The sequence below is a fragment of the Qipengyuania sp. 902 genome, from assembly GCF_051195295.1.
Lineage (GTDB): Bacteria > Pseudomonadota > Alphaproteobacteria > Sphingomonadales > Sphingomonadaceae > Qipengyuania.
This window is the reverse complement of sequence record NZ_JBNJLJ010000001.1, coordinates 820,294-838,359: the sequence shown is the minus strand read 5'-3', so window position 1 is coordinate 838,359 and position 18,066 is coordinate 820,294. Positions and strand designations below refer to the sequence as shown.

The window sequence follows — 18,066 nt, the reverse complement described above, 5'->3', positions numbered from 1 at the left end:
GCGCGTCGGCTGCCTTGCCACGCCGGACCGCGGAGGGTGCGCCCGCAGGGCAGCCCACCGCACATTTCGACACGCATAGCGCGAATCCGCGCGTCTTGCGAACGATTTAGCGTTTGGATGCCGTCTCGCGCAAAATTGTGACATTTTCGCATGCGCTTCTGCCACGTCGTTTCGCTTGCGCCCCCTCGGCCGACTTGGCATTGCGATGCCATGGAAATCATGGCCCTCCTATCCGACCCCGCTGCCTGGCTCGCGCTCCTGACGCTGATCGCGCTGGAAGTCGTGCTGGGCATCGATAATCTCATTTTCATCGCGATCCTCTCGAACAAGCTGCCCGAGCACCAGCAGCAGAAGGCGCGCCGCGTCGGCCTCGCGCTCGCGCTGATCCTGCGAATCGGCATGCTGATGCTGATCGGCTGGCTGGTGACGCTGCAGACCCCGATCTTCGATCTCGGCATCGTCGGACCGCCGGTCGAGGGCACGAACAAGGCCAGCTTCGAAACGGCGTTCTCCGGGCGCGACCTCATCCTGCTCGCAGGCGGCCTCTTCCTGCTGTGGAAGGCGACCAAGGAAATACATCACTCGATGGAGCCGGAGGACGACTCGGGCGATCTGCTGGACAAGACACCGGGCGTCGCCGCTGCTGCCACCGCGACTTTCGGGGCGGTCATCGTGCAGATCATCGCGATCGACTTGGTCTTCTCGGTCGATTCAATCCTCACCGCGGTCGGCATGACCGACGACATTCCGATCATGGTCGCCGCAGTGGTCATTACGGTCGGCATCATGATGGTTGCCGCCGATCCGCTGGCGAAATTCATCGAGAGCAACCCGACGCTGGTCATGCTGGCCTTGGCCTTCCTCGTTATGATCGGCCTGGTGCTGATTGCCGACGGCTTCGGCTTCCATGTGCCCAAGGGCTATATCTACGCAGCCATGGGCTTCTCGGTCGGCGTGGAAATCCTCAACATCGTCCAGCGCCGCCGCCGCGCAGGGCAACGTGCCGCAGCCAAGGGAGAAGCCGCATGACCGATTTCCGCAAGATCGACGAGGGGTTTTACGCCAGCCCGCAGATTTCCGTGGCCGACGTGTCGCAGGCAGCCGCCATGGGGATCGGCACCATCGTGAACAATCGTCCCGAAGGCGAGGCGGACGACCAGCCTGCAGGCAGCGACATCGAAGCGGCCACGAAAGCAGCCGGTCTGAACTATGTCGCGATCCCGATCGGCCATTCGGGTTTCAGCATGCCGCAGGTCGAAGCGATGTCGGAAGTTCTCGCCAAGGCCGACCGTCCCGTGCTCGGGTTCTGCCGCTCGGGCACGCGCTCGACCCTGCTCTGGTCGCTCGCTCAGGCAAAGCAGGGCCGAGATCCGGACGAGATTGCCGCAGCAGCGGAAGCCGGTGGCTATTCCATCGATCCCGTCCGCCCGACGGTGGACATGCTGGTGGGCAAATCCAGCGACTGATCAGCGGCGATAATCGAGCGGCGGGTCGCGGTCACCGAGGAGGGACTGGTATTCATACCCTTCGCCCCGCTCCGCGATGAATTCCGCCTTCGCCTGTTCGCGCAGCTGCGGATTGGTGTAGAGCTCTACCGCCGCCAAGATCATGGCCTTGGCCGCCTGCTGCGTGCCCTTCGCACCATAGCTGTGGCCGCTGGCGGCAACCGCCTGCCAGCTGTGCGCGGCGGTCCCCGGAACCCATGTAGCGGTGCGGACGCTGACGGTCGGCACCGCGCGCGACACGTCGCCGACGTCGGTCGAGCCGTAACCGGTCTTCACCTCGAATTGCTCGACCTCGCGCGCTTGCGACAGCTCGGGCGCGTCATCGCCGAAGGATTCGCGGATCTCGCGTGCCCAGGCGAGTTCTTCGGCGGTGTATTCGATCGGTTCGAGCTGGTTGAGCTTGTCCGTCATCATCCGCTGGAGCGATTCGAGCGGCAGGGTCGGATTGTTTCCGTGGATGATTTCCCAGTCGACATCCGTGCCGGTGCCCATCGCCGCGCCCTTGGCCGCCGCCTCCAGCCGTGGCCACAGCGCGCGGACTTCGTCGGCATCGGAATGGCGCACGTAATAGAACACTTCGGCGAAATCGGGGACCACGTTCGGGGCCGCGCCGCCTTCGGTAATGACGTAGTGGATGCGCGTATCCATGCTGGTGTGCTCGCGCATCATGTTGACCATCATGTTCATCGCCTCGACCCCGTCGAGCGCGCTACGCCCGCGCTCCGGCGCTCCGGCAGCATGGGCGGACACGCCACGGAAGCGGAACTTGCCCGACCGGTTGGCGAGGCTCATGCGCGAGGCAGCGGAATTGCGATCCGCCGGGTGCCAGTCGATCACGAAATCGGCATCGTCGAACAGGCCGGCGCGGGTCATATAGACCTTGCCCGAGCCGCCTTCTTCCGCCGGTGTCCCATAAAGGCGAACACGCCCCGGCGTGCCGGTCGCCTCCAGCCAGTTCCTGATCGCAATCGCGGCGGTGAGCGAACCTGCGCCGAACAAATTATGACCGCAGGCGTGCCCCGCATGCTTGCCCTCGATCGGATCACGATTGGGCGAGGTCGACTGGTTGATCCCCGGCAGTGCGTCGAATTCCGCGAGCAGTCCGATGACCGGCCCGCCACTGCCCCACTCGGCAACGAAGGCCGTCGGGATACCGGCAACGCCCGGCTGGATGGAGAATCCTTCCCGCTGCAATTCATCCACCAGCAGTCCGCTCGATTGCGTCTCGAGATAGCCGAGCTCCGCCAGCTCCCAGATTTCGCGGGCGACGCGGCTGGTGCGTTCGCTTTCGGCCTCTACTGCGGCGATGGGATCGGCCTCCTGCGCGGCTGCGGGCAGCGCGAACGTCATGGCGGTGGCGGCGAGTAGGACGGCGAATTTCATGCAGAATATCTCCCTGGTCGGCGCATGCTTGCCGTAAAATCCGCCCCATGCCAAATCGGCATTTGCATGACCCTGCCACCCGCCCTCCTGCAGTTTCTCGGTTCGCTTGCCGCAATCCTCGTGCTGGCCGCATTTGCGTGGCGGCTGAAGCTCGGCCCCGAGCCAAGGCTCGAGGATGAGAAGGCTGCATGTCGGGCCGCCGACGAGGCCGTCAGTGGGTTCGAACCCGTCGCAATCGGGCTGGACAGCGAGGGTCGCGGCGCCCTGTTACGCGATGTCGGGGGTCGGATCCTCCTGTTGCGGCCGCATGGCTCCCACTTCGCCGGTCGTTTGCTAACCGATCGGGCAGACGCACGGGTCGGAGATGGCGTGCTCTTCGTAGACACGGCTGAGAAGCGTTATGGCACCGCCCGGCTCGCGCTTGCCGACGCTTCAGCTTGGATGCAGGCGATCGAAGCGATAAAGAAGCGCTGATCATGCCCGATCTCTCGCCCACCGAACTCGCCGTGCCCGGCTTTGTCGCGCTGGTCCTGATCGAAATGATCTGGGCCTGGCGCAAGCGGCGCGAAGCCTATGAGCCGCGCGACACGCTGACCAGCCTCGCCTTCGGTCTCGGCAGCACGGTCAGCGGACTGATCTTCGGCGGGATGTTCTTCGCGCTGTTCCTGTGGGTGTGGCAGTTCCGCCTGTTCGACATCGGCTGGAGTTGGTGGGCGTTCGCGCTGTGCTTCGTGCTCGACGATCTCAAATACTATTGGGTCCACCGCTTCGGCCACCGCGTACGCTGGTTCTGGGCGAGCCATGTGAATCACCATTCGAGCCAGCATTACAATCTCAGCACCGCGCTCCGCCAGACCTGGACCGGCTTCATGACGCTGGGCTTCGCCTTCGCCCTGCCGCTGGTGCTGCTCGGCTTCCATCCGGGCATGATCGCGCTCGCAGGCGGGTTCAACCTGATCTACCAGTTCTGGATCCACACCGAGGCGATCGACAAGATGCCGCGCTGGTTCGAGGCGGTTATGAACACGCCGAGCCACCACCGGGTGCACCATGCGACCAATCCGCGCTATCTCGACCGCAATTACGCAGGCGTCTTCATCGTCTGGGACAAGCTGTTCGGCACTTTCGAGCCCGAAGTGAAAGACGAGAAAATCCGCTACGGGATCGTCAAGCAGCTCGGCAGCTTCAACCTGCTGTGGGCTGTATTCCACGAGTGGATCGGCATCGCGCAGGACATGTGGCGCGCGCCCTGGGGCAGCAAGCTGGGCTATCTGCTGCGCGAGCCCGGCTGGACGCATGACGGCAGCCGCGAGACCAGCGACCAGATCCGCGCTGCCTGGCTCGCGCGACAGGCGTCGGATGCGGAACCCGTTTCATCCGAAAACCCGATTGCGGGCGAGGCCGAGGCTGCCTAACCTCTCGAATCGAGAGGAGATATCATGGATGAATTCGACGTGGTCGTCGTGGGCGGCGGTAGCGGAGGCAGCGCGGTCGCGGGCCGGCTGGCAGAGGCCGGCAAGCGCGTGTGCCTGCTGGAGGCAGGAGGGCGCAACAATACTGCCCTGATCAAGACGCCGGGCTTCATGCCCTTCCTCACGGACAAGTCGAACTACCGCTACGAAACGGTGCCACAAAAGGGGCTGAACGGGCGCACCGGCTACCAGCCGCGCGGACGCGGGCTCGGCGGCTCCTCCGCGATCAACGCCATGGTCTATATCCGCGGCAATAGCTGGGATTACGACAATTGGGCCGCGCTCGGCTGCTCCGGCTGGAGCTATGATGACGTGCTCCCCTATTTCAAACGCGCCGAACACAATGTGCGGGGCGAGGACGAATTTCACGGCGACGATGGCCCGCTGTGGGTCAGCGACCAGAAATGGCCCAACCCAGGCAGCCTGGCATTCGTTGAGGCCGCCGCGCAGTTGCAGCTCCCGCGCAATACCGATTTCAACGGAGCCACCCAGGCAGGGTTCGGCCTCTACCAAGTGACGCAGAAGGATGGCGAACGCTGGTCCGCCGCGCGCGCCTATGTCGAGCCGAAGCGGAAGTCGAAAAACCTCGACATCCGCATCGGCGTCACTGTCCAGCGACTGGAGATCACCGACGGCCGTGTCACCGGGGTGACCTATTCGGTCGGCGGCAAGGAGCGTATGGTCTCAGCGCGCGGAGCCGTGGTGCTCTCCGCCGGAGCTTTCAACTCGCCGCAGATCCTGATGCTGTCCGGTGTCGGGCCGGCGGCGCACCTGCGCGAGCATGGGATCGAGGTGAAGCTGGACAAGCCCGCCGTCGGGTCGGACCTGCAGGACCATATCGACTACGTCTCCAGCTGGGAAACGCAGAGCAAGGACTTCATCGGCGACAGCCTCGCGGGCACCGTGCGCATGGCCAAGGCCATCGTCGAGCACCGGCGCAAGCGTACCGGCATCATGACCACGCCCTATGCCGAAGCCGGCGGGTTCTGGAAGGTCATGCCCGATGCACCTGCACCCGACATCCAGTGGCACTTCGTACCCGCCATGCTGGAGGATCACGGACGCGAGAAGGTGAAAGGCCACGGCTTTTCATTGCACGCCTGCGTGCTGCGGCCCGAGAGCCGGGGCACCGTGCGCCTCGACAGCCGCGAAGCGAGCCACGCTCCGCGCATCGACCCGAACTTCCTCGACGACGACCGCGATATGGCGACCTTGCGCGAAGGCGTGCGGCTGTCGCACCGGATTGCGTCCTCGCCGAGCCTTGCGCGCTACGAGCCGAAGGACCGCTACGCGATCGACCTCGACGACGATGCGCAGCTTGACGAACTGATCCGCAGCCGCGCCGACACCGTCTACCACCCGGTCGGTACGTGCCGCATGGGCGCAGATGCCGACGCGGTAGTCGATCCGACGCTGAAAGCGCGCGGGATCGACGGGCTCTACATCGCCGATGCCAGCATCATGCCACGTCTCGTCAGCGGCAATACCAATGCCCCGAGCATCATGATCGGCGAACGCTGCGCCGACTTTGTGAAGGACGCGTTGGCTGCATAGCAAAACAAAAAGAGGCGGGATCGAAGCCCGCCCCTCTAGTTTACTCGCGCCTCTTAAAACGACTGGCGCGCCGTTATGCCGAAGGTCCGCGGCGTGCTGACCCGATAGCCGAGACGCGCCCGGCCACCGCGCTCGCGGTCGAAGCTGAGCAGAGCATTCTCGTCGAGCAGATTGTTCACGTAGACAACCAGCGAGAAGCCCGAGTCGAAATCGACGCCTGCATTCAAGTTCACCAGATCGTAGGACGGCAGCAGCAGATCGACCGTGGTCGATGCGTCGGCCGGGGCTCCGCGGAACGGCAGGCCATGCACGAAGGTGCGCGGATTGTTCTCCTGGTCCGCCGGCTGCGTATAGCGATTGCCGACATGGCTGTAGGATGCCGCCACATAGGCATCCGCTGTGGCCGAAACCGGGAATTCGTAGCTGCCCGAGACCGAAAGCTGGAATTCCGGCACCGACGGAAGCCGGTTGCCCTCGCGAATGCCGGTGGCGGTGGCCAGCGGCTCGGGCAGGGTCGAATCGAATTCCGCTTCGATCAGGCTGCCTGAGAAGACGAAGTCCAGGCCCGGGGTGGGTGAGAAGCCGACTTCGGCTTCCACACCCGTCGAATGGGCATCCGGAACGTTGAACACCACGCGTGAAGAGCAACTGCCCGCATCGAGCGTAACCTGCAGGTCGCTGATGTCGTTATAGAAGCCCGCGACATTGGCATAGAGACCGCGCCCCTGCGCCTTTGCGCCGACTTCGTAGTTCCACAGGCTTTCGTCGTCATAGCTCTGGAACGAGCCGAACAGCGCTTCGTCGTCCGGCGAACAGAGCGTAACGTTGAGCGGATCGTTCACCCCACCGAGGCGGAAGCCCTTCGATGCCTGTGCGTTGAGCGTCAGCGTGTCGTTGACGTCGTAGCTGAGCAGAATACGCGGGCTCACGCCGTCGGATTTCGTGGTATCTGCCGCATTGTCGCCATTGGCGAACAGACCGCCCGAGATGAAGCGGCGGCTTTCCTCGAAGTCGTAATAACGCGCACCGACCGTCACATCGAAAGCATCGGTGATAGCGTAGGTCGCTTCCCCGAAAATGGCGATCTGCTCCAGTTCGTAGGGAATATCGGCATTGTAGGGCGAATCGAGGTTCGGGAAACCATTGGCGACTGCTGCCGAGGTTCCCGCGCCAAGCGTAGCATCGGTCGCCGCCGCGTAGCCCGGTGTCGGCAGGCGCTGGCGGTAGAAGCGATCGGTGCTCGAATAGAACCCGCCGACAACCCACTGGAACGGCCCGCTGCCATTGGACGACAGCCGCAGCTCCTGCGTGATCGCGTTTACATCGGTCGTATCGCGCAAGTTCGACGGCAGGTTGATCGCAGCGGTTGGATAGCCGAGATCGACCGAAACCGATCCGCTCAGCGCGCTGCCATCGCGGCTCACCAGGATATCGCGATTGGTGTAAGAGCTGACCGAGGTCAACGTGACCGCGCCGAGTTCCGCCTCGACCCCCAGGTCGGCGATCAGTGTTTCGTCCTCGAACGCCTCGCGCAGCTTCAGATATTGCTCGCGCTCGTCGAAGACGGTCGGATCGGCTTGGTCGGGGTTGGCGTAGAGGTTCCAGATCTCCTGCCGGTTGAAGCCGTCGGCGGTGATCTTCTGGTAGATGAAGCGCGGGGTGATGCTGAAGCCTTCGCCCGTGTCGATGGTCAGCGCCAGCCGGCCGCCATAGCGTTCGCCGCCATTGATGTCCTCGCCGCCAGCCGGGCCGATCGCATCGATGAAGCCACCATACTGCGTGTAATAACCGACGGCGCGGATGGCTGCACGTTCACCGAGCGGCAGGTTGACCATACCCTTGGCGTGCCAGCCTAGATCGTCCCCGTCGACGAGGTTCACATTGCCCTCGACAAGGCCTTCGGTCACACCGATCAGCGGCTGGTTGGTGATGTACCGGATTGTGCCGCCGACGCTGCCCGAGCCGAACAGCGTGCCTTGCGGACCGCGCAGCGTTTCGACGCGATTGAGATCGAACAGGTCGAGATCGGGCGTGAACAGCGAGAGCGAAATGACGCTTTCATCGAGATAGACACCGACCTGCTCCTTCACACCCGGCTGGTCGCGCACGACCTGGCCGGCGGAAACGCCGCGCACCGACACCTGGCTCTGGCCCGGCCCGAGGTTCTGGACCGAAAGCCCGGCGACGTTGCGCGACAGGTCCTCAAGATTGCCTGCGCCCGATTTCTGGATGTCTTCCTGCGTCTGCGCATTGATCGAAAACGGCACGTCCTGAATCGTGGAGTCGCGCTTGGTCGCAGTGACGATGATGACATCCTGGTCGCCTTCGACTTGCTCCGCGACCTGTGCGGTCGCCGGGCTCGCAATAGCGACGAGGCCGCAGCCTGCGAGCAGCGCCGCGGTGCGGCTCCTCCTGCGTGCGGGCGTTTTCAACCCTGCAACAACAAGCGGGATGAATCCGGGATGGAGACTTATCAATAGTTATAATATGCGAGCACTCATTTGACGGATACTGCGTAGCAATCGAGTCACATCGGCGTGGCGCGCAAAAAAGGGGCCGGAGAATGATCTCCGGCCCTTGAAGGCTCATGTTCGCAGGAGGAACATCGTTTGGCAGGGCCACCTCCGAGAGGAGAGGAGAGAGAAGAGGCGACCCCGCCTAACTCGTATGTTCGGGTCGCGTCGCGAAGGGCGAAAACCGGTGCCCACTTTTCGCGCGACGCTCCCGTATCAGTTGTAGGCCCGCTCCCCGTGTTCGGAGATGTCGAGGCCGTCGACTTCGGCTTCCTCGGTGACCCTGAGGCCGAGCAGCATCTTGACGACCAGTCCGACGACCAGGGTGCCGATACCGGCCCAGGCAATCGTCACTAGTACGCTGTAGATCTGGACCCAGAGCTGGGCGCCGAGTGCGGTCGAGCCGTCGCCAGGACCGGCAAGGAACGGCTGGTAGACCACCGCCGTGCCGATCGCGCCGACGATGCCGCCGATACCGTGGATGCCGAAGGCGTCGAGGCTGTCGTCGTAACCGAGCTTGGCCTTGATCTTCGCCACGAATACGTAGCAGACGGTCGAGCTGACGATGCCGAGCAGGATCGCGCCGAAGGGACCGCTGTTACCCGCTGCAGGCGTCACGGCGACGAGGCCGGCGATGACGCCCGAGCAGAAGCCGAGAGCCGAGCCCTTGTGCCCTGCCAGCTTCTCGATCACCATCCACGTCAGCGCACCTGCCGCCGTGGCGACGAAGGTATTAATCATGGCAAGTCCGGCCGAAGCATCCGCCTCGAGTGCCGAACCGGCGTTGAAGCCGAACCAGCCCACCCACAGGAGGCCCGTGCCGACCATGGTCAGCGTCAGGCTGTGCGGCGGCATCGGCTCAGCCGGATAGCCGCGACGCTTGCCGAGAAGGTAAGCAAGCACGAGGCCCGAGACACCGGCGTTGATGTGCACCACGGTACCGCCCGCAAAGTCGAGCGCGCCGTCTTCGAACAGCAGCCCGCCACCGGCCCAGACCATGTGGGCGATCGGGAAATAGACGATTGTCAGCCATAGCGGCACGAACAGCATGACGGCGCTGAATTTCATCCGCTCTGCCGTCGCGCCCAGGATGAGCGCCGCGGTAATAGCCGCGAAGGTCATCTGGAAACTGATGAACACGAACTCGCTGATCACCTCGTCGGTGAAGGTCGCGGCCGTGCTCGATGCGTCGGTCTGCGCCAGGAAGAGATTGCCCCAGCTGAAGAACGCATTGCCTTCCGGACCGAAGGCGGTGGAATAGCCCCACATCACCCAGACGAGCATCGCCAGCGAGGCGGTCGCGCCGATCTGGGTCATGGTAGAGAGCATGTTTTTGGAGCGGGTGAGGCCGCCGTAGAACAGCGCGAGGCCTGGCAGGATCATCAGCATGACCAAGACGGTCGCGGTCATCATCCAGGCATTGTTGCCGGGATTGGGCACGGCTGCCGCCGCTTCCGCGACTGCAACGGGCGCCTGGAGCCCCGGATCTTGCGCAAATGCCGCAACCGGCGCGAGGAACGCGAGGCCGACGGCGCTCACGCGGGAAAGAGTGCGAAGCATGGTTGGTTCCTTCATCGTCGTCACAGCGCAGTATCGCCGGTTTCGCCGGTGCGGATGCGGGTGGCGCTGGCGAGGTCGAAGACGAAGATCTTCCCGTCGCCGATCGCCTCGCTGCTGGCGGTTTGCTGGATGGTTTCGACCACTTGCGGCGCAAGGTCGTCGCTGGTCGCGATCTCCAGCTTCACCTTGGGCAGCATGTTGGTCGAATATTCGGCGCCGCGATAAATCTCGGTCTGCCCCTTCTGGCGCCCGAAGCCCTTGACCTCGGACACGGTCATTCCGGCCACACCCACCGCGCCGAGCGCTTCGCGCACTTCGTCGAGCTTGTATGGCTTGATGACGGCGATGATGAATTTCACGCGTTCACCCCCTGCTGGCTATCGGCCGGCCCCGATGCCGGCTCTCGCAGGTGCAGCATGAAGCGTGCCAAATTGAATTGTGAAGGCCACGGGCCCCAGGTCGGGGCCGAAAATCAGCCGGTCTGCCTAAATTATAATCGGCTGATCATTTTGTGTGCAGTTTCAGCCGCGCGACGATTGGGAGGTGATCCGATGCGATCGCAGCCAGGGAGGTGTGATGCACCTTCGTGTCGACGCATTCCCAGTGGCGCGTGGCGGCGATCCGGTCGAGCGTCGCAATCGGCTGGCGGCTCGGATAGCTGCGGCCCGGTGTGACCAGCTGCCAGCCCTTGCCGAATTCCCGCATGGCGCCGGTATGGCGGCCCCACTGATTGAAATCGCCGAGGATGACAGAGGGCAAATCGCGTTTGCAGGCCTCGACATAGGTCAGGAGCGAGCGAATCTGGTCGCGGCGACGCAGGCCGGAAAGGTCTAGATGCGTGCCGATCACGCGCAACAGCCTGCCCTCCACGGCGATCTCGCCGCACGCCGCGCCCCGCGGCTCGAGGGTCGGAATGTCGAGCGCGTGGCTCGCGACGATCTCCACATCCCGCCTGACCAGCAGCGCATTGCCGTGCCAGCCGATGCTGCGCGGCCGCCGCGCGACCTCGACCACCCGCCATCTGGTATCGTCGAGCGCAGCGCGCGGCAGCACCGTCGCCCGGTCGCCGATGCGCCGGTCCGCTTCCTGCAACGCGATGATATCAGCGTCCATCTCGTGCAGTACCGAGAGAATACGCTCGGGATCGCGCCGGCGATCGAGGCCCACTGCCTTATGTATGTTGTAGCTGGCGAAAGTGAGGTGCACCATCGATCAACGCAAACGGTGCTGCGATGGTGCCATCGTCAGAGGAAATCCTTGAGCGTCGCCATGAACCGGTCGAACTGGTCGTGGTGGAGCCAGTGCCCCGCATTCTCGAACTCGATCACCTCGGCGTTGGCGAAGTGGTCGAGCCGCCCGTCGCCTTCGGGGTTCGAGGCCCAGCTGTCGGCGCCGTAAAGCAACAGGGTGGGCGCGGTGATCGCGGCCCAGGTCTGGTGGAGGAACTCGTCGGCGATGTCCTCGACCGGCCAGACGTTAAGGTGCGGGTCGAACTTCCAGCTATAGGTGCCGTCCTCGTTGCGATTGACACCGTGGATGGTGAGGTGCCGGGCCTGTTCCTCGGTGAGGTAGCTGTTCTCCTCGATCATCCGCGCGAAGGCGGCTTCGATGCTCTCGTATTTGCGCGGGGATCGACCCGACGCGGCGCGCTTCTTGCCGATCCATTCGTTCAGCCGCTCGGGATAGGGCTTGGCGCGCATCTCTTCCTGCCGCTTGGGGCTGGGGCCGAGGCCTTCGATGGCGACGATCTTGGCGACCATGTCGGGAAAAGTCCCAGCATAGCGCAGTGAGACATTGCCGCCCATCGAGTGGCTGACGATAGTTACCGGGCCGACGCCGAGCTGGTGGATCAACTGCGCCAGATCATACACCATGTCGCTGGCAGAATAGTTGCCGTCCGAAACCCAGTCGGAGTCGCCATGGCCGCGGTGATCCATCGCGACCACGTGCCAGTCCTGACAAAGCTCTTCCGCCACCCAGTCCCAGCTGCGCGCATGGTCGCGCCCGCCATGGACCAGCACGAGCGGCGGCTTCCCCCGATTGCCCCAATCGAGATAGTTGAGGCGCAGGCGCTGCGAGATGAAGGTCTGGGAAGTCGGGCCGGGAATGGTCATGTGCGGGCTTTGCGACAAGCCCCGCGCAGTTTCAACCTCAACGCTCCTTCGTGGCGGAGAAGGTCAGGTCCGGGTTCTTTTCTTCCTGGTAGTTCACGTCCCACGGGCTCTTGGCCATGAACACCAGATCGCCATCGCGGTCGCGGGCAAGATTGGCGCGGTTGAATTTCTCGAATTCGTCCAGCGCCTTGTCGTCGCCCTTGACCCAGCGTGCCGTGGCGAAGGGCGAAGGCTCGAGATTGGCCTTTACCTTGTACTCTGCCTCCATGCGCGAGATCAGCACCTCCAGCTGCAGCTGGCCAACCACGCCGACGATATGCTGCGCGCCCAGCTCGGGATAGAAGACCTGGATCACGCCTTCCTCGGAAAGATCGTCGAGCGCCTTGCGTAGCTGCTTGGTCTTGGTGGGATCGGCCAGCACCACGCGGCGCAGGATTTCCGGCGCGAAGTTCGGCAGGCCGGTAAAGCGCACGTCGTTCTTCTCGGACAGCGTATCGCCGACGCGCAGCGTACCGTGGTTCGGAATGCCGATGATGTCGCCCGCGAAGGCCGTATCCGCGATCTCGCGATCCTGCGCAAAGAACAGGATCGGCGAGTGGACCGCGATCGGCTTGCCAAGCCCGCTCGGGGTCAGCTTCATGCCGCGTTTGAAGGTTCCAGACACCTGCCGCATGAAGGCGATCCGGTCGCGGTGGTTCGGGTCCATATTGGCCTGCACCTTGAAGATGAAGCCCGTGACCTCGTCGCGCTCCGGGCTGATCTCGTCCTCGCCGGCCGGCTGCGGGCGCGGCGGCGGGGCCCATTTGGCGATCGCTTCGATGAGCTCCTCGACCCCGAAATTCTTGAGTGCCGAGCCGAAGAACACCGGTGTAAGATCACCATTGCGATAGGCTTCGAGGTCGAATTCGGGATAGCCGATCTTCGTCAGCTCGATCTCTTCCTCGAGCTCCTCGGGCAGATCGCCCAGCGGCTCGCGCTTGCCGAGGAACTCCTTGCTACCACCTTCGGGCCGCGTGACCGTGTCGGTGGCGAAATCCAGCACGCCAGTGAACAGCCCGCCCATGCCGAGCGGAGCATTCTGCGGGCTGACATCGAGCGCCAGCGCATCGGCCACCTCGTCGAGGATCTCGAACAGCGGCCGCCCTTCGCGGTCCACCTTGTTGACGAAAGTGATGATCGGCACGTTCCGCAGACGGCAGACTTCGAACAGCTTACGCGTCTGGCTCTCGATCCCTTTGGCGACGTCGATCACCATGATGGCGGAATCGACCGCGGTCAGCGTACGGTAGGTGTCTTCGGAGAAATCCTCGTGCCCCGGCGTGTCAAGCAGATTGAAGGTGATGACTTCCCCGTCGATCTCTTTCTCGAAGGTCATCACGCTGGAAGTGACCGAGATGCCGCGCTGCTGCTCGATTTTCATCCAGTCCGACCGCGCCCGCCGCGCCGCACCGCGCGCCTTGACCTCGCCCGCGAGGTGGATCGCGCCGCCCTGCAGCAGCAGCTTTTCGGTGAGCGTCGTTTTACCCGCGTCGGGGTGCGAAATAATCGCAAAGGTGCGGCGATTTGAGGTCATCGGCTTTTCTTACTTGTCAAAATCGAACCCCGAACTGCTCATGCTGAGCCTGTCGAAGCATAGTCGCAGTGTTGCACCAAACCCCTCGACAGGCTCAGGGTGAGCGGGCCTTGGTGGCTAACTCTCCCGCGCCACGCGGAAGCCGGCGAAATCCTGGCTCACCGGCATCAGCTCGATACGGTTGATATTGAGGTGCGGGGGCAGCTCGGCGACCCACAGGATAGTGTTCGCGATGTCCTCGCCCGTCATCGGGTCGGAGCCGCGATAGAGATCGTCGCTGGCCTGCTGGCTGCCGGTGCGCACGAGCGTGAATTCGGTCTCGACCATGCCCGGTTCGATGCTGGTCACGCGCACGCCAGTGCCGTGCAGGTCGGCGCGCAGGGCGAGCGTGAAGTGGTTCGCAAAGGCCTTGGAGCCTGCATAGACATTGCCGCCCGGATAGACATAGCTCCCGGCGACCGAGCCGATCGCGATGATCGCGCCCTTGCGCTCGATCAGCACGGGCAGCAGTTTGCGCGTCAGCTTGACCATGGCCGTCACATTGGTGTCGATCATGGTCTGCCAGTCGTCGAGGTTCGCCTCCTGCGCGGGCGAGAGGCCCTGCGCGAGACCGGCATTGTTTACCAGCAGATCTATCCCGGTAAAGTCCTCGGGCAGGCTGGCAATTGCGGCATCCATCGCAGCCTCGTCGCGGACATCGAAGACGCAGGGAAGGACCTTGTCCGCCCCGAGTTCCGCAACCAGCGCTTCGAGCCGTTCCTTGCGGCGTCCCGTCGCCACGCAGCGCCAGCCCTTGTCGACCAGCGCACGGACGGTCGCCTCCCCAATTCCTGCGGTAGCTCCGGTAACGAAAGCAGTCCTGGTCATCCGCGTAGCTCCGCGCCCTGCTTGGCGGCGGCGGCTATCACCTTGTCCGAGATTGCCTTGATCTCCTCGTCGGTGAAGCTTTTCTCGCCCGGCTGGAGCACGACTTCGACCGCCACCGATTTCTTGCCTTCGGGGACGCCCTGCCCGGCGAAAACATCGAATACGCGCGCGGAGACGATCGCCTGCTTGTCCGCGCCCCTCACCGCACGTACGAGGTCGGCGGCGGCGAGATCGGCAGGGACGAGGAAGGCGAAGTCGCGCGTGATCGCTTGCAGCGCGGGCGGCGTATAGGTCGGGCGCGCGAAACCACTTCCGCCCTTCTTCGCCGGGATCGAATCGAGAAAAACCTCGACCGCGACCACCGGGCCGTCCACGTCGAAGGCCTTCAGCGTTTTCGGATGCAGCGCGCCGAAACGAGCCAACACGTTCTTCGGGCCGAGCCGCAACGTGGCGGACTGGCCGGGGTGGAACTGGTCGCCAGCCTCACTCATGACCATCAGATTGTCGACCGGCGCACCGGCAGCTTCGAGCAGGGCGAGCGCTTCGGCCTTGGCGTCAAAAGCGTCGAACTGACTTGCCTTGCCCTGCGCCCATCCCCGCGGTGTCTTCTCGCCTACGAGCACGACGCCCAGCGTCGGCTTCTCGTCGCTCGACCCATTCTTGCCCCGGAAATAACGTCGTCCGATTTCGAACAGGCGCGTGCCCGGCGCGCCGCGATCGGCATTGCGCTTGGCCGCGGCGAGCAGGCCCGGGATGAGCGAGGGGCGCATGGCCTTCATGTCCTCGCTGATCGGATTGTCGAGCACCCATAGCTGCGCGCCGTCCGCGAAATGCTCGGCGTCGGCGGTGGGAAGGAAGGACCAGGTTACCGCCTCGTTCAGCCCACGAGCGGCCGCCGCGCGGCGCAGTTTGCGCTCGAGCTTCTGTAGCGGCGAAGCGGTCGGTTGCGCGACCCCGTCGGCACGCGGCAGGGCGACGCTGGCGACCTTGTCGAGCCCGTGGATACGGACCACTTCCTCGACCAGATCGGCCGGGCCTTCGATGTCATGGCGACGCGGCGGGCAGGTGACCTGCCAGTCGGGGCCTACCTTGAAGTCGAGCTCGGTCAGGATGCGACGCTGCTCGTCCTCGGCCACGTCGACGCCGCCCAAGCGGCTCGTCAGTGCGGGATCGAACGGCACCACCATCGGCTCGACCGGCGGCTTTCCGGCGCGCGCCACTTCGGTGGGAGCGCCACCGCAGGTCTGAACTATCAGATCGGTGAGAAGCGCAAGACCGTCGTCCAGAAATGTCGGATCGACGCCGCGCTCGAATCGCGTACGCGCGTCCGATGCGAGGCCCAGTTTGCGACCCGTCACACCGATGCGCTCGGGATCGAAATAGGCGATCTCGAGCAATACGTCGGTCGTGCCCTCGGTCGCGCCCGAATGCTCGCCGCCCATGATCCCGCCGATGTCGTGCACGCCGGCATCGTCGGCGATAACCGTCATCGTGTCATCGAGCGTGTAGGTCTTCTCGTTCAGCGCCCCAATCGTCTCGCCATCTTGGGCGCGACGCGCGACGACAGGGCCGGACAGCTTGGCGACATCGTAAACGTGCGCGGGACGCCCGCAGGCGAGCATGAGGTAGTTCGTGCAATCCACCAGAGCGCTGATCGGTCGCTGACCCGCAGCCTTCAGGCCGCGCTGAATCCATTCCGGCGACGGCTTGGTGTTGTCGACTCCGCGGATGACGCGGCCATAAAACGCCGGGCAGCCCTCGGGATCGTCGGTGCGGATCTCGACCGGGCACGGGCCCTCGCCGTCGATGGTCGGGACCTCAACAGGTTTGAACGTGCCGAGCCCCCCGGCAGCGAGATCGCGCGCGATGCCCATCACGCCCATGCAGTCGGGGCGGTTGGGCGTGATCGCGACGTCGAACACCGGAGAGGCGTCGCTGTAATCTGCAAAGCTCTCCCCGACCGGCGCATCCTCGGGCAGTTCGATAATGCCGTCATGCTCGTCGCCGAGCTCGAGTTCGCGCACCGAGCACATCATGCCGTTGCTCTCGACGCCGCGGATGGCGCTCTTGCGCAATTCCATGCCGTTCGCGGGGACGACCGCGCCGGGCAGGCCGAGCACGCCCTTCATACCGCTGCGCGCATTGGGCGCGCCGCAGACGACCTGGAGCGGCTCGCCGTCACCGGTATCGACGCTGAGCACCTGCAGCTTGTCGGCGTCGGGGTGCTTTTCTGCCGTCAGCACCTTCGCAACGCGAAAGCCGGCGAGCTTGTCCGCCGGGTCCTCGATCCCCTCGACCTCATGGCCGATCCGGTTCAGCGCAGCCGCGATCTCCGCCAGCGAAGCGTCGGTGTCGAGGAAATGCTTCAGCCATTCGAGCGAGAACTTCATGCGCGCGCTCCTACGCCGGCAGACAGGGTGGGCTGATCGAAGGGCGAGAAGCCGTAATGCTCCGCCCAGCGATAATCGCCGTCGAAGAAGGCGCGCAGGTCGTCCATGCCGTATTTCAGCATGGCGAGCCGATCGACGCCGAGGCCCCAGGCGAAGCCCGAATAAACGTCCGGATCGACGCCTGCGAATTCCAGCACGCGGCGATTGACCATGCCGCTGCCGAGCAGCTCCATCCAGCCATGACCCGGCGCATCGCCGTCCCCGCCAAGCACGCGGCGACCATTCACATCTTGCCAGCCGACATCGACTTCGACCGACGGTTCGGTGAAGGGGAAATAGCTCGGGCGCAGGCGCAGCACGATATCGTCGCGCTCGAAGAAGGCCTTAAGGAAGGTTTCCAACGTCCACTTCAAGTGGCCGAGGTGGATGCCCTTGTCGATCACGAGACCTTCAACCTGGTGGAACATCGGTGTGTGCGTCGCATCGCTGTCACTGCGGTAGACGCGGCCCGGTGCGATGATGCGGATCGGCGCCCCCTGCTCGGCCATGGAGCGGATCTGGACGGGCGAGGTATGCGTGCGGAGAAGCATGCGACGGCCGTCGGTGTCCACATCCGGGAAATAGAACGTGTCGTGCATCGCGCGCGCGGGGTGCGTTTCCGCCATGTTGAGCGCGGTGAAATTGTGCCAATCGTCCTCGATCTCCGGCCCGGTGGCGACGGTGAAGCCGAGGTCCGCGAAAATCTCCGCCAGTTCGTCCATTACCTGGCTGACAGGGTGGACCGACCCCTTCGGCGTAGCGGGGGCAGGCAGCGTCAGGTCGAGCACCTCGCTCGCCAGTCTTGCTTCCAGCTCGGCCTCTTCGAGCTGCTCTTTCTTGGCAGCGATCGCGTCGGCCACGTCGCCGCGGAGGCTCTGGATCTTGGGCGCTTCGGTTTGGCGCTCTTCGGGCGTCATCTTGCCGAGCGTCTTCATGAGGCCCGAAATCGAGCCCTGCTTGCCGAGGAATTCCACGCGCAGAGCTTCGAGTGCAGCGGCATCGCCAGTATCATCAATACGTGCGAGCGCGGTGTCCCGCATATTTGCCAGATCGGTCATCTATTCCTCGGCTGTGTCCTGCGCGCTGCCTCTAGCGG

General features: G+C 64.2%; 15 protein-coding genes. 5 read left to right on the top strand and 10 right to left on the bottom strand.

Going from position 1 to position 18,066, the window contains the following annotated elements; all coding sequences use genetic code 11:
• The first annotated feature begins 210 nt into the window (after positions 1 to 210).
• Both ACSH0F_RS04185 and ACSH0F_RS04180 read left to right on the top strand, forming a co-directional pair.
• The gene (locus ACSH0F_RS04185) at positions 211 to 1,029 is read left to right on the top strand and encodes a TerC family protein (RefSeq protein WP_435200172.1); all 819 of its coding nucleotides are present in this window, start codon (positions 211 to 213) and stop codon (positions 1,027 to 1,029) included.
• Positions 1,026 to 1,466, top strand: a complete 441-nt coding sequence (locus ACSH0F_RS04180; RefSeq protein WP_435200170.1) for a TIGR01244 family sulfur transferase — start codon at positions 1,026 to 1,028, stop codon at positions 1,464 to 1,466. The genes ACSH0F_RS04185 and ACSH0F_RS04180 overlap by 4 nt, the downstream gene beginning before the upstream one ends.
• Here the strand turns inward: ACSH0F_RS04180 and ACSH0F_RS04175 are convergent, their stop codons facing one another.
• Positions 1,467 to 2,888, bottom strand: a complete 1,422-nt coding sequence (locus ACSH0F_RS04175; protein ID WP_435200168.1) for an amidohydrolase — start codon at positions 2,886 to 2,888, stop codon at positions 1,467 to 1,469.
• 66 nt (positions 2,889 to 2,954) lie between these two features.
• On the opposite strand from ACSH0F_RS04175, the gene ACSH0F_RS04170 reads away from it, so the two are divergent.
• Genes ACSH0F_RS04170 through ACSH0F_RS04160 form a run of 3 tightly spaced genes read left to right on the top strand, consistent with a single transcriptional unit; the run spans position 2,955 to position 5,914 of the window.
• Positions 2,955 to 3,362, top strand: coding sequence for a hypothetical protein (locus ACSH0F_RS04170; protein WP_435200166.1), 408 nt, complete (start codon positions 2,955 to 2,957; stop codon positions 3,360 to 3,362).
• 2 nt (positions 3,363 to 3,364) lie between these two features.
• Positions 3,365 to 4,303 carry a sterol desaturase family protein gene (locus ACSH0F_RS04165; RefSeq protein WP_435200164.1) on the top strand — a complete coding sequence of 313 codons (939 nt, stop codon included), beginning with the start codon at positions 3,365 to 3,367 and terminating at the stop codon, positions 4,301 to 4,303.
• 24 nt (positions 4,304 to 4,327) lie between these two features.
• On the top strand, positions 4,328 to 5,914 hold the full coding sequence (locus ACSH0F_RS04160) for a GMC family oxidoreductase (RefSeq protein ID WP_435200162.1): 1,587 nt from the start codon (positions 4,328 to 4,330) through the stop codon (positions 5,912 to 5,914).
• 53 nt (positions 5,915 to 5,967) lie between these two features.
• On the opposite strand, the gene ACSH0F_RS04155 is transcribed toward ACSH0F_RS04160, so the two are convergent.
• From ACSH0F_RS04155 to pheS, 9 genes are all read right to left on the bottom strand, one after another.
• Positions 5,968 to 8,346, bottom strand: coding sequence for a TonB-dependent receptor (locus ACSH0F_RS04155; protein ID WP_435200160.1), 2,379 nt, complete (start codon positions 8,344 to 8,346; stop codon positions 5,968 to 5,970).
• A gap of 297 nt (positions 8,347 to 8,643) precedes the next feature.
• Entirely contained in the window at positions 8,644 to 9,987 is a 1,344-nt protein-coding gene (locus tag ACSH0F_RS04150) for an ammonium transporter (protein ID WP_435200158.1), read from the bottom strand.
• 20 nt (positions 9,988 to 10,007) lie between these two features.
• On the bottom strand, positions 10,008 to 10,346 hold the full coding sequence (locus ACSH0F_RS04145) for a P-II family nitrogen regulator (protein WP_278329546.1): 339 nt from the start codon (positions 10,344 to 10,346) through the stop codon (positions 10,008 to 10,010).
• A 145-nt stretch (positions 10,347 to 10,491) separates the two neighbouring features.
• Positions 10,492 to 11,196 carry an endonuclease/exonuclease/phosphatase family protein gene (locus tag ACSH0F_RS04140; RefSeq protein WP_435200156.1) on the bottom strand — a complete coding sequence of 235 codons (705 nt, stop codon included), beginning with the start codon at positions 11,194 to 11,196 and terminating at the stop codon, positions 10,492 to 10,494.
• 35 nt (positions 11,197 to 11,231) lie between these two features.
• The gene (locus ACSH0F_RS04135) at positions 11,232 to 12,101 is read right to left on the bottom strand and encodes an alpha/beta fold hydrolase (protein ID WP_435200154.1); all 870 of its coding nucleotides are present in this window, start codon (positions 12,099 to 12,101) and stop codon (positions 11,232 to 11,234) included.
• Positions 12,102 to 12,138: 37 nt separating this feature from the next.
• The gene (locus tag ACSH0F_RS04130; protein ID WP_435200152.1) at positions 12,139 to 13,674 is read right to left on the bottom strand and encodes a peptide chain release factor 3; all 1,536 of its coding nucleotides are present in this window, start codon (positions 13,672 to 13,674) and stop codon (positions 12,139 to 12,141) included.
• Positions 13,675 to 13,791: 117 nt separating this feature from the next.
• Positions 13,792 to 14,541 carry an SDR family NAD(P)-dependent oxidoreductase gene (locus ACSH0F_RS04125; protein ID WP_435200150.1) on the bottom strand — a complete coding sequence of 250 codons (750 nt, stop codon included), beginning with the start codon at positions 14,539 to 14,541 and terminating at the stop codon, positions 13,792 to 13,794.
• Complete coding sequence (pheT, locus tag ACSH0F_RS04120; RefSeq protein ID WP_435200148.1) at positions 14,538 to 16,931, bottom strand: phenylalanine--tRNA ligase subunit beta; 2,394 nt, start codon at positions 16,929 to 16,931, stop codon at positions 14,538 to 14,540. The genes ACSH0F_RS04125 and pheT overlap by 4 nt, the downstream gene beginning before the upstream one ends.
• The gene (pheS, locus tag ACSH0F_RS04115; RefSeq protein WP_435200146.1) at positions 16,928 to 18,028 is read right to left on the bottom strand and encodes a phenylalanine--tRNA ligase subunit alpha; all 1,101 of its coding nucleotides are present in this window, start codon (positions 18,026 to 18,028) and stop codon (positions 16,928 to 16,930) included. Before pheS ends, pheT begins: the two co-directional genes overlap by 4 nt.
• Between the last annotated feature and the right edge of the window lie 38 nt (positions 18,029 to 18,066).

Excerpts from the sequence above, each read along its gene's own strand:
- ACSH0F_RS04180 (WP_435200170.1), top strand. The coding sequence starts at position 1,026 with ATGACCGATTTCCGCAAGATCGACGAGGGGTTTTACGCCAGCCCGCAG.
- ACSH0F_RS04125 (WP_435200150.1), bottom strand. The coding sequence starts at position 14,541 with ATGACCAGGACTGCTTTCGTTACCGGAGCTACCGCAGGAATTGGGGAG.
- ACSH0F_RS04130 (WP_435200152.1), bottom strand. The coding sequence starts at position 13,674 with ATGACCTCAAATCGCCGCACCTTTGCGATTATTTCGCACCCCGACGCG.
- pheS (WP_435200146.1), bottom strand. The coding sequence starts at position 18,028 with ATGACCGATCTGGCAAATATGCGGGACACCGCGCTCGCACGTATTGAT.
- ACSH0F_RS04160 (WP_435200162.1), top strand. The coding sequence starts at position 4,328 with ATGGATGAATTCGACGTGGTCGTCGTGGGCGGCGGTAGCGGAGGCAGC.
- ACSH0F_RS04135 (WP_435200154.1), bottom strand. The coding sequence starts at position 12,101 with ATGACCATTCCCGGCCCGACTTCCCAGACCTTCATCTCGCAGCGCCTG.
- ACSH0F_RS04175 (WP_435200168.1), bottom strand. The coding sequence starts at position 2,888 with ATGAAATTCGCCGTCCTACTCGCCGCCACCGCCATGACGTTCGCGCTG.
- ACSH0F_RS04165 (WP_435200164.1), top strand. The coding sequence starts at position 3,365 with ATGCCCGATCTCTCGCCCACCGAACTCGCCGTGCCCGGCTTTGTCGCG.
- ACSH0F_RS04170 (WP_435200166.1), top strand. The coding sequence starts at position 2,955 with ATGACCCTGCCACCCGCCCTCCTGCAGTTTCTCGGTTCGCTTGCCGCA.
- ACSH0F_RS04150 (WP_435200158.1), bottom strand. The coding sequence starts at position 9,987 with ATGCTTCGCACTCTTTCCCGCGTGAGCGCCGTCGGCCTCGCGTTCCTC.
- ACSH0F_RS04185 (WP_435200172.1), top strand. The coding sequence starts at position 211 with ATGGAAATCATGGCCCTCCTATCCGACCCCGCTGCCTGGCTCGCGCTC.
- ACSH0F_RS04140 (WP_435200156.1), bottom strand. The coding sequence starts at position 11,196 with ATGGTGCACCTCACTTTCGCCAGCTACAACATACATAAGGCAGTGGGC.
- pheT (WP_435200148.1), bottom strand. The coding sequence starts at position 16,931 with ATGAAGTTCTCGCTCGAATGGCTGAAGCATTTCCTCGACACCGACGCT.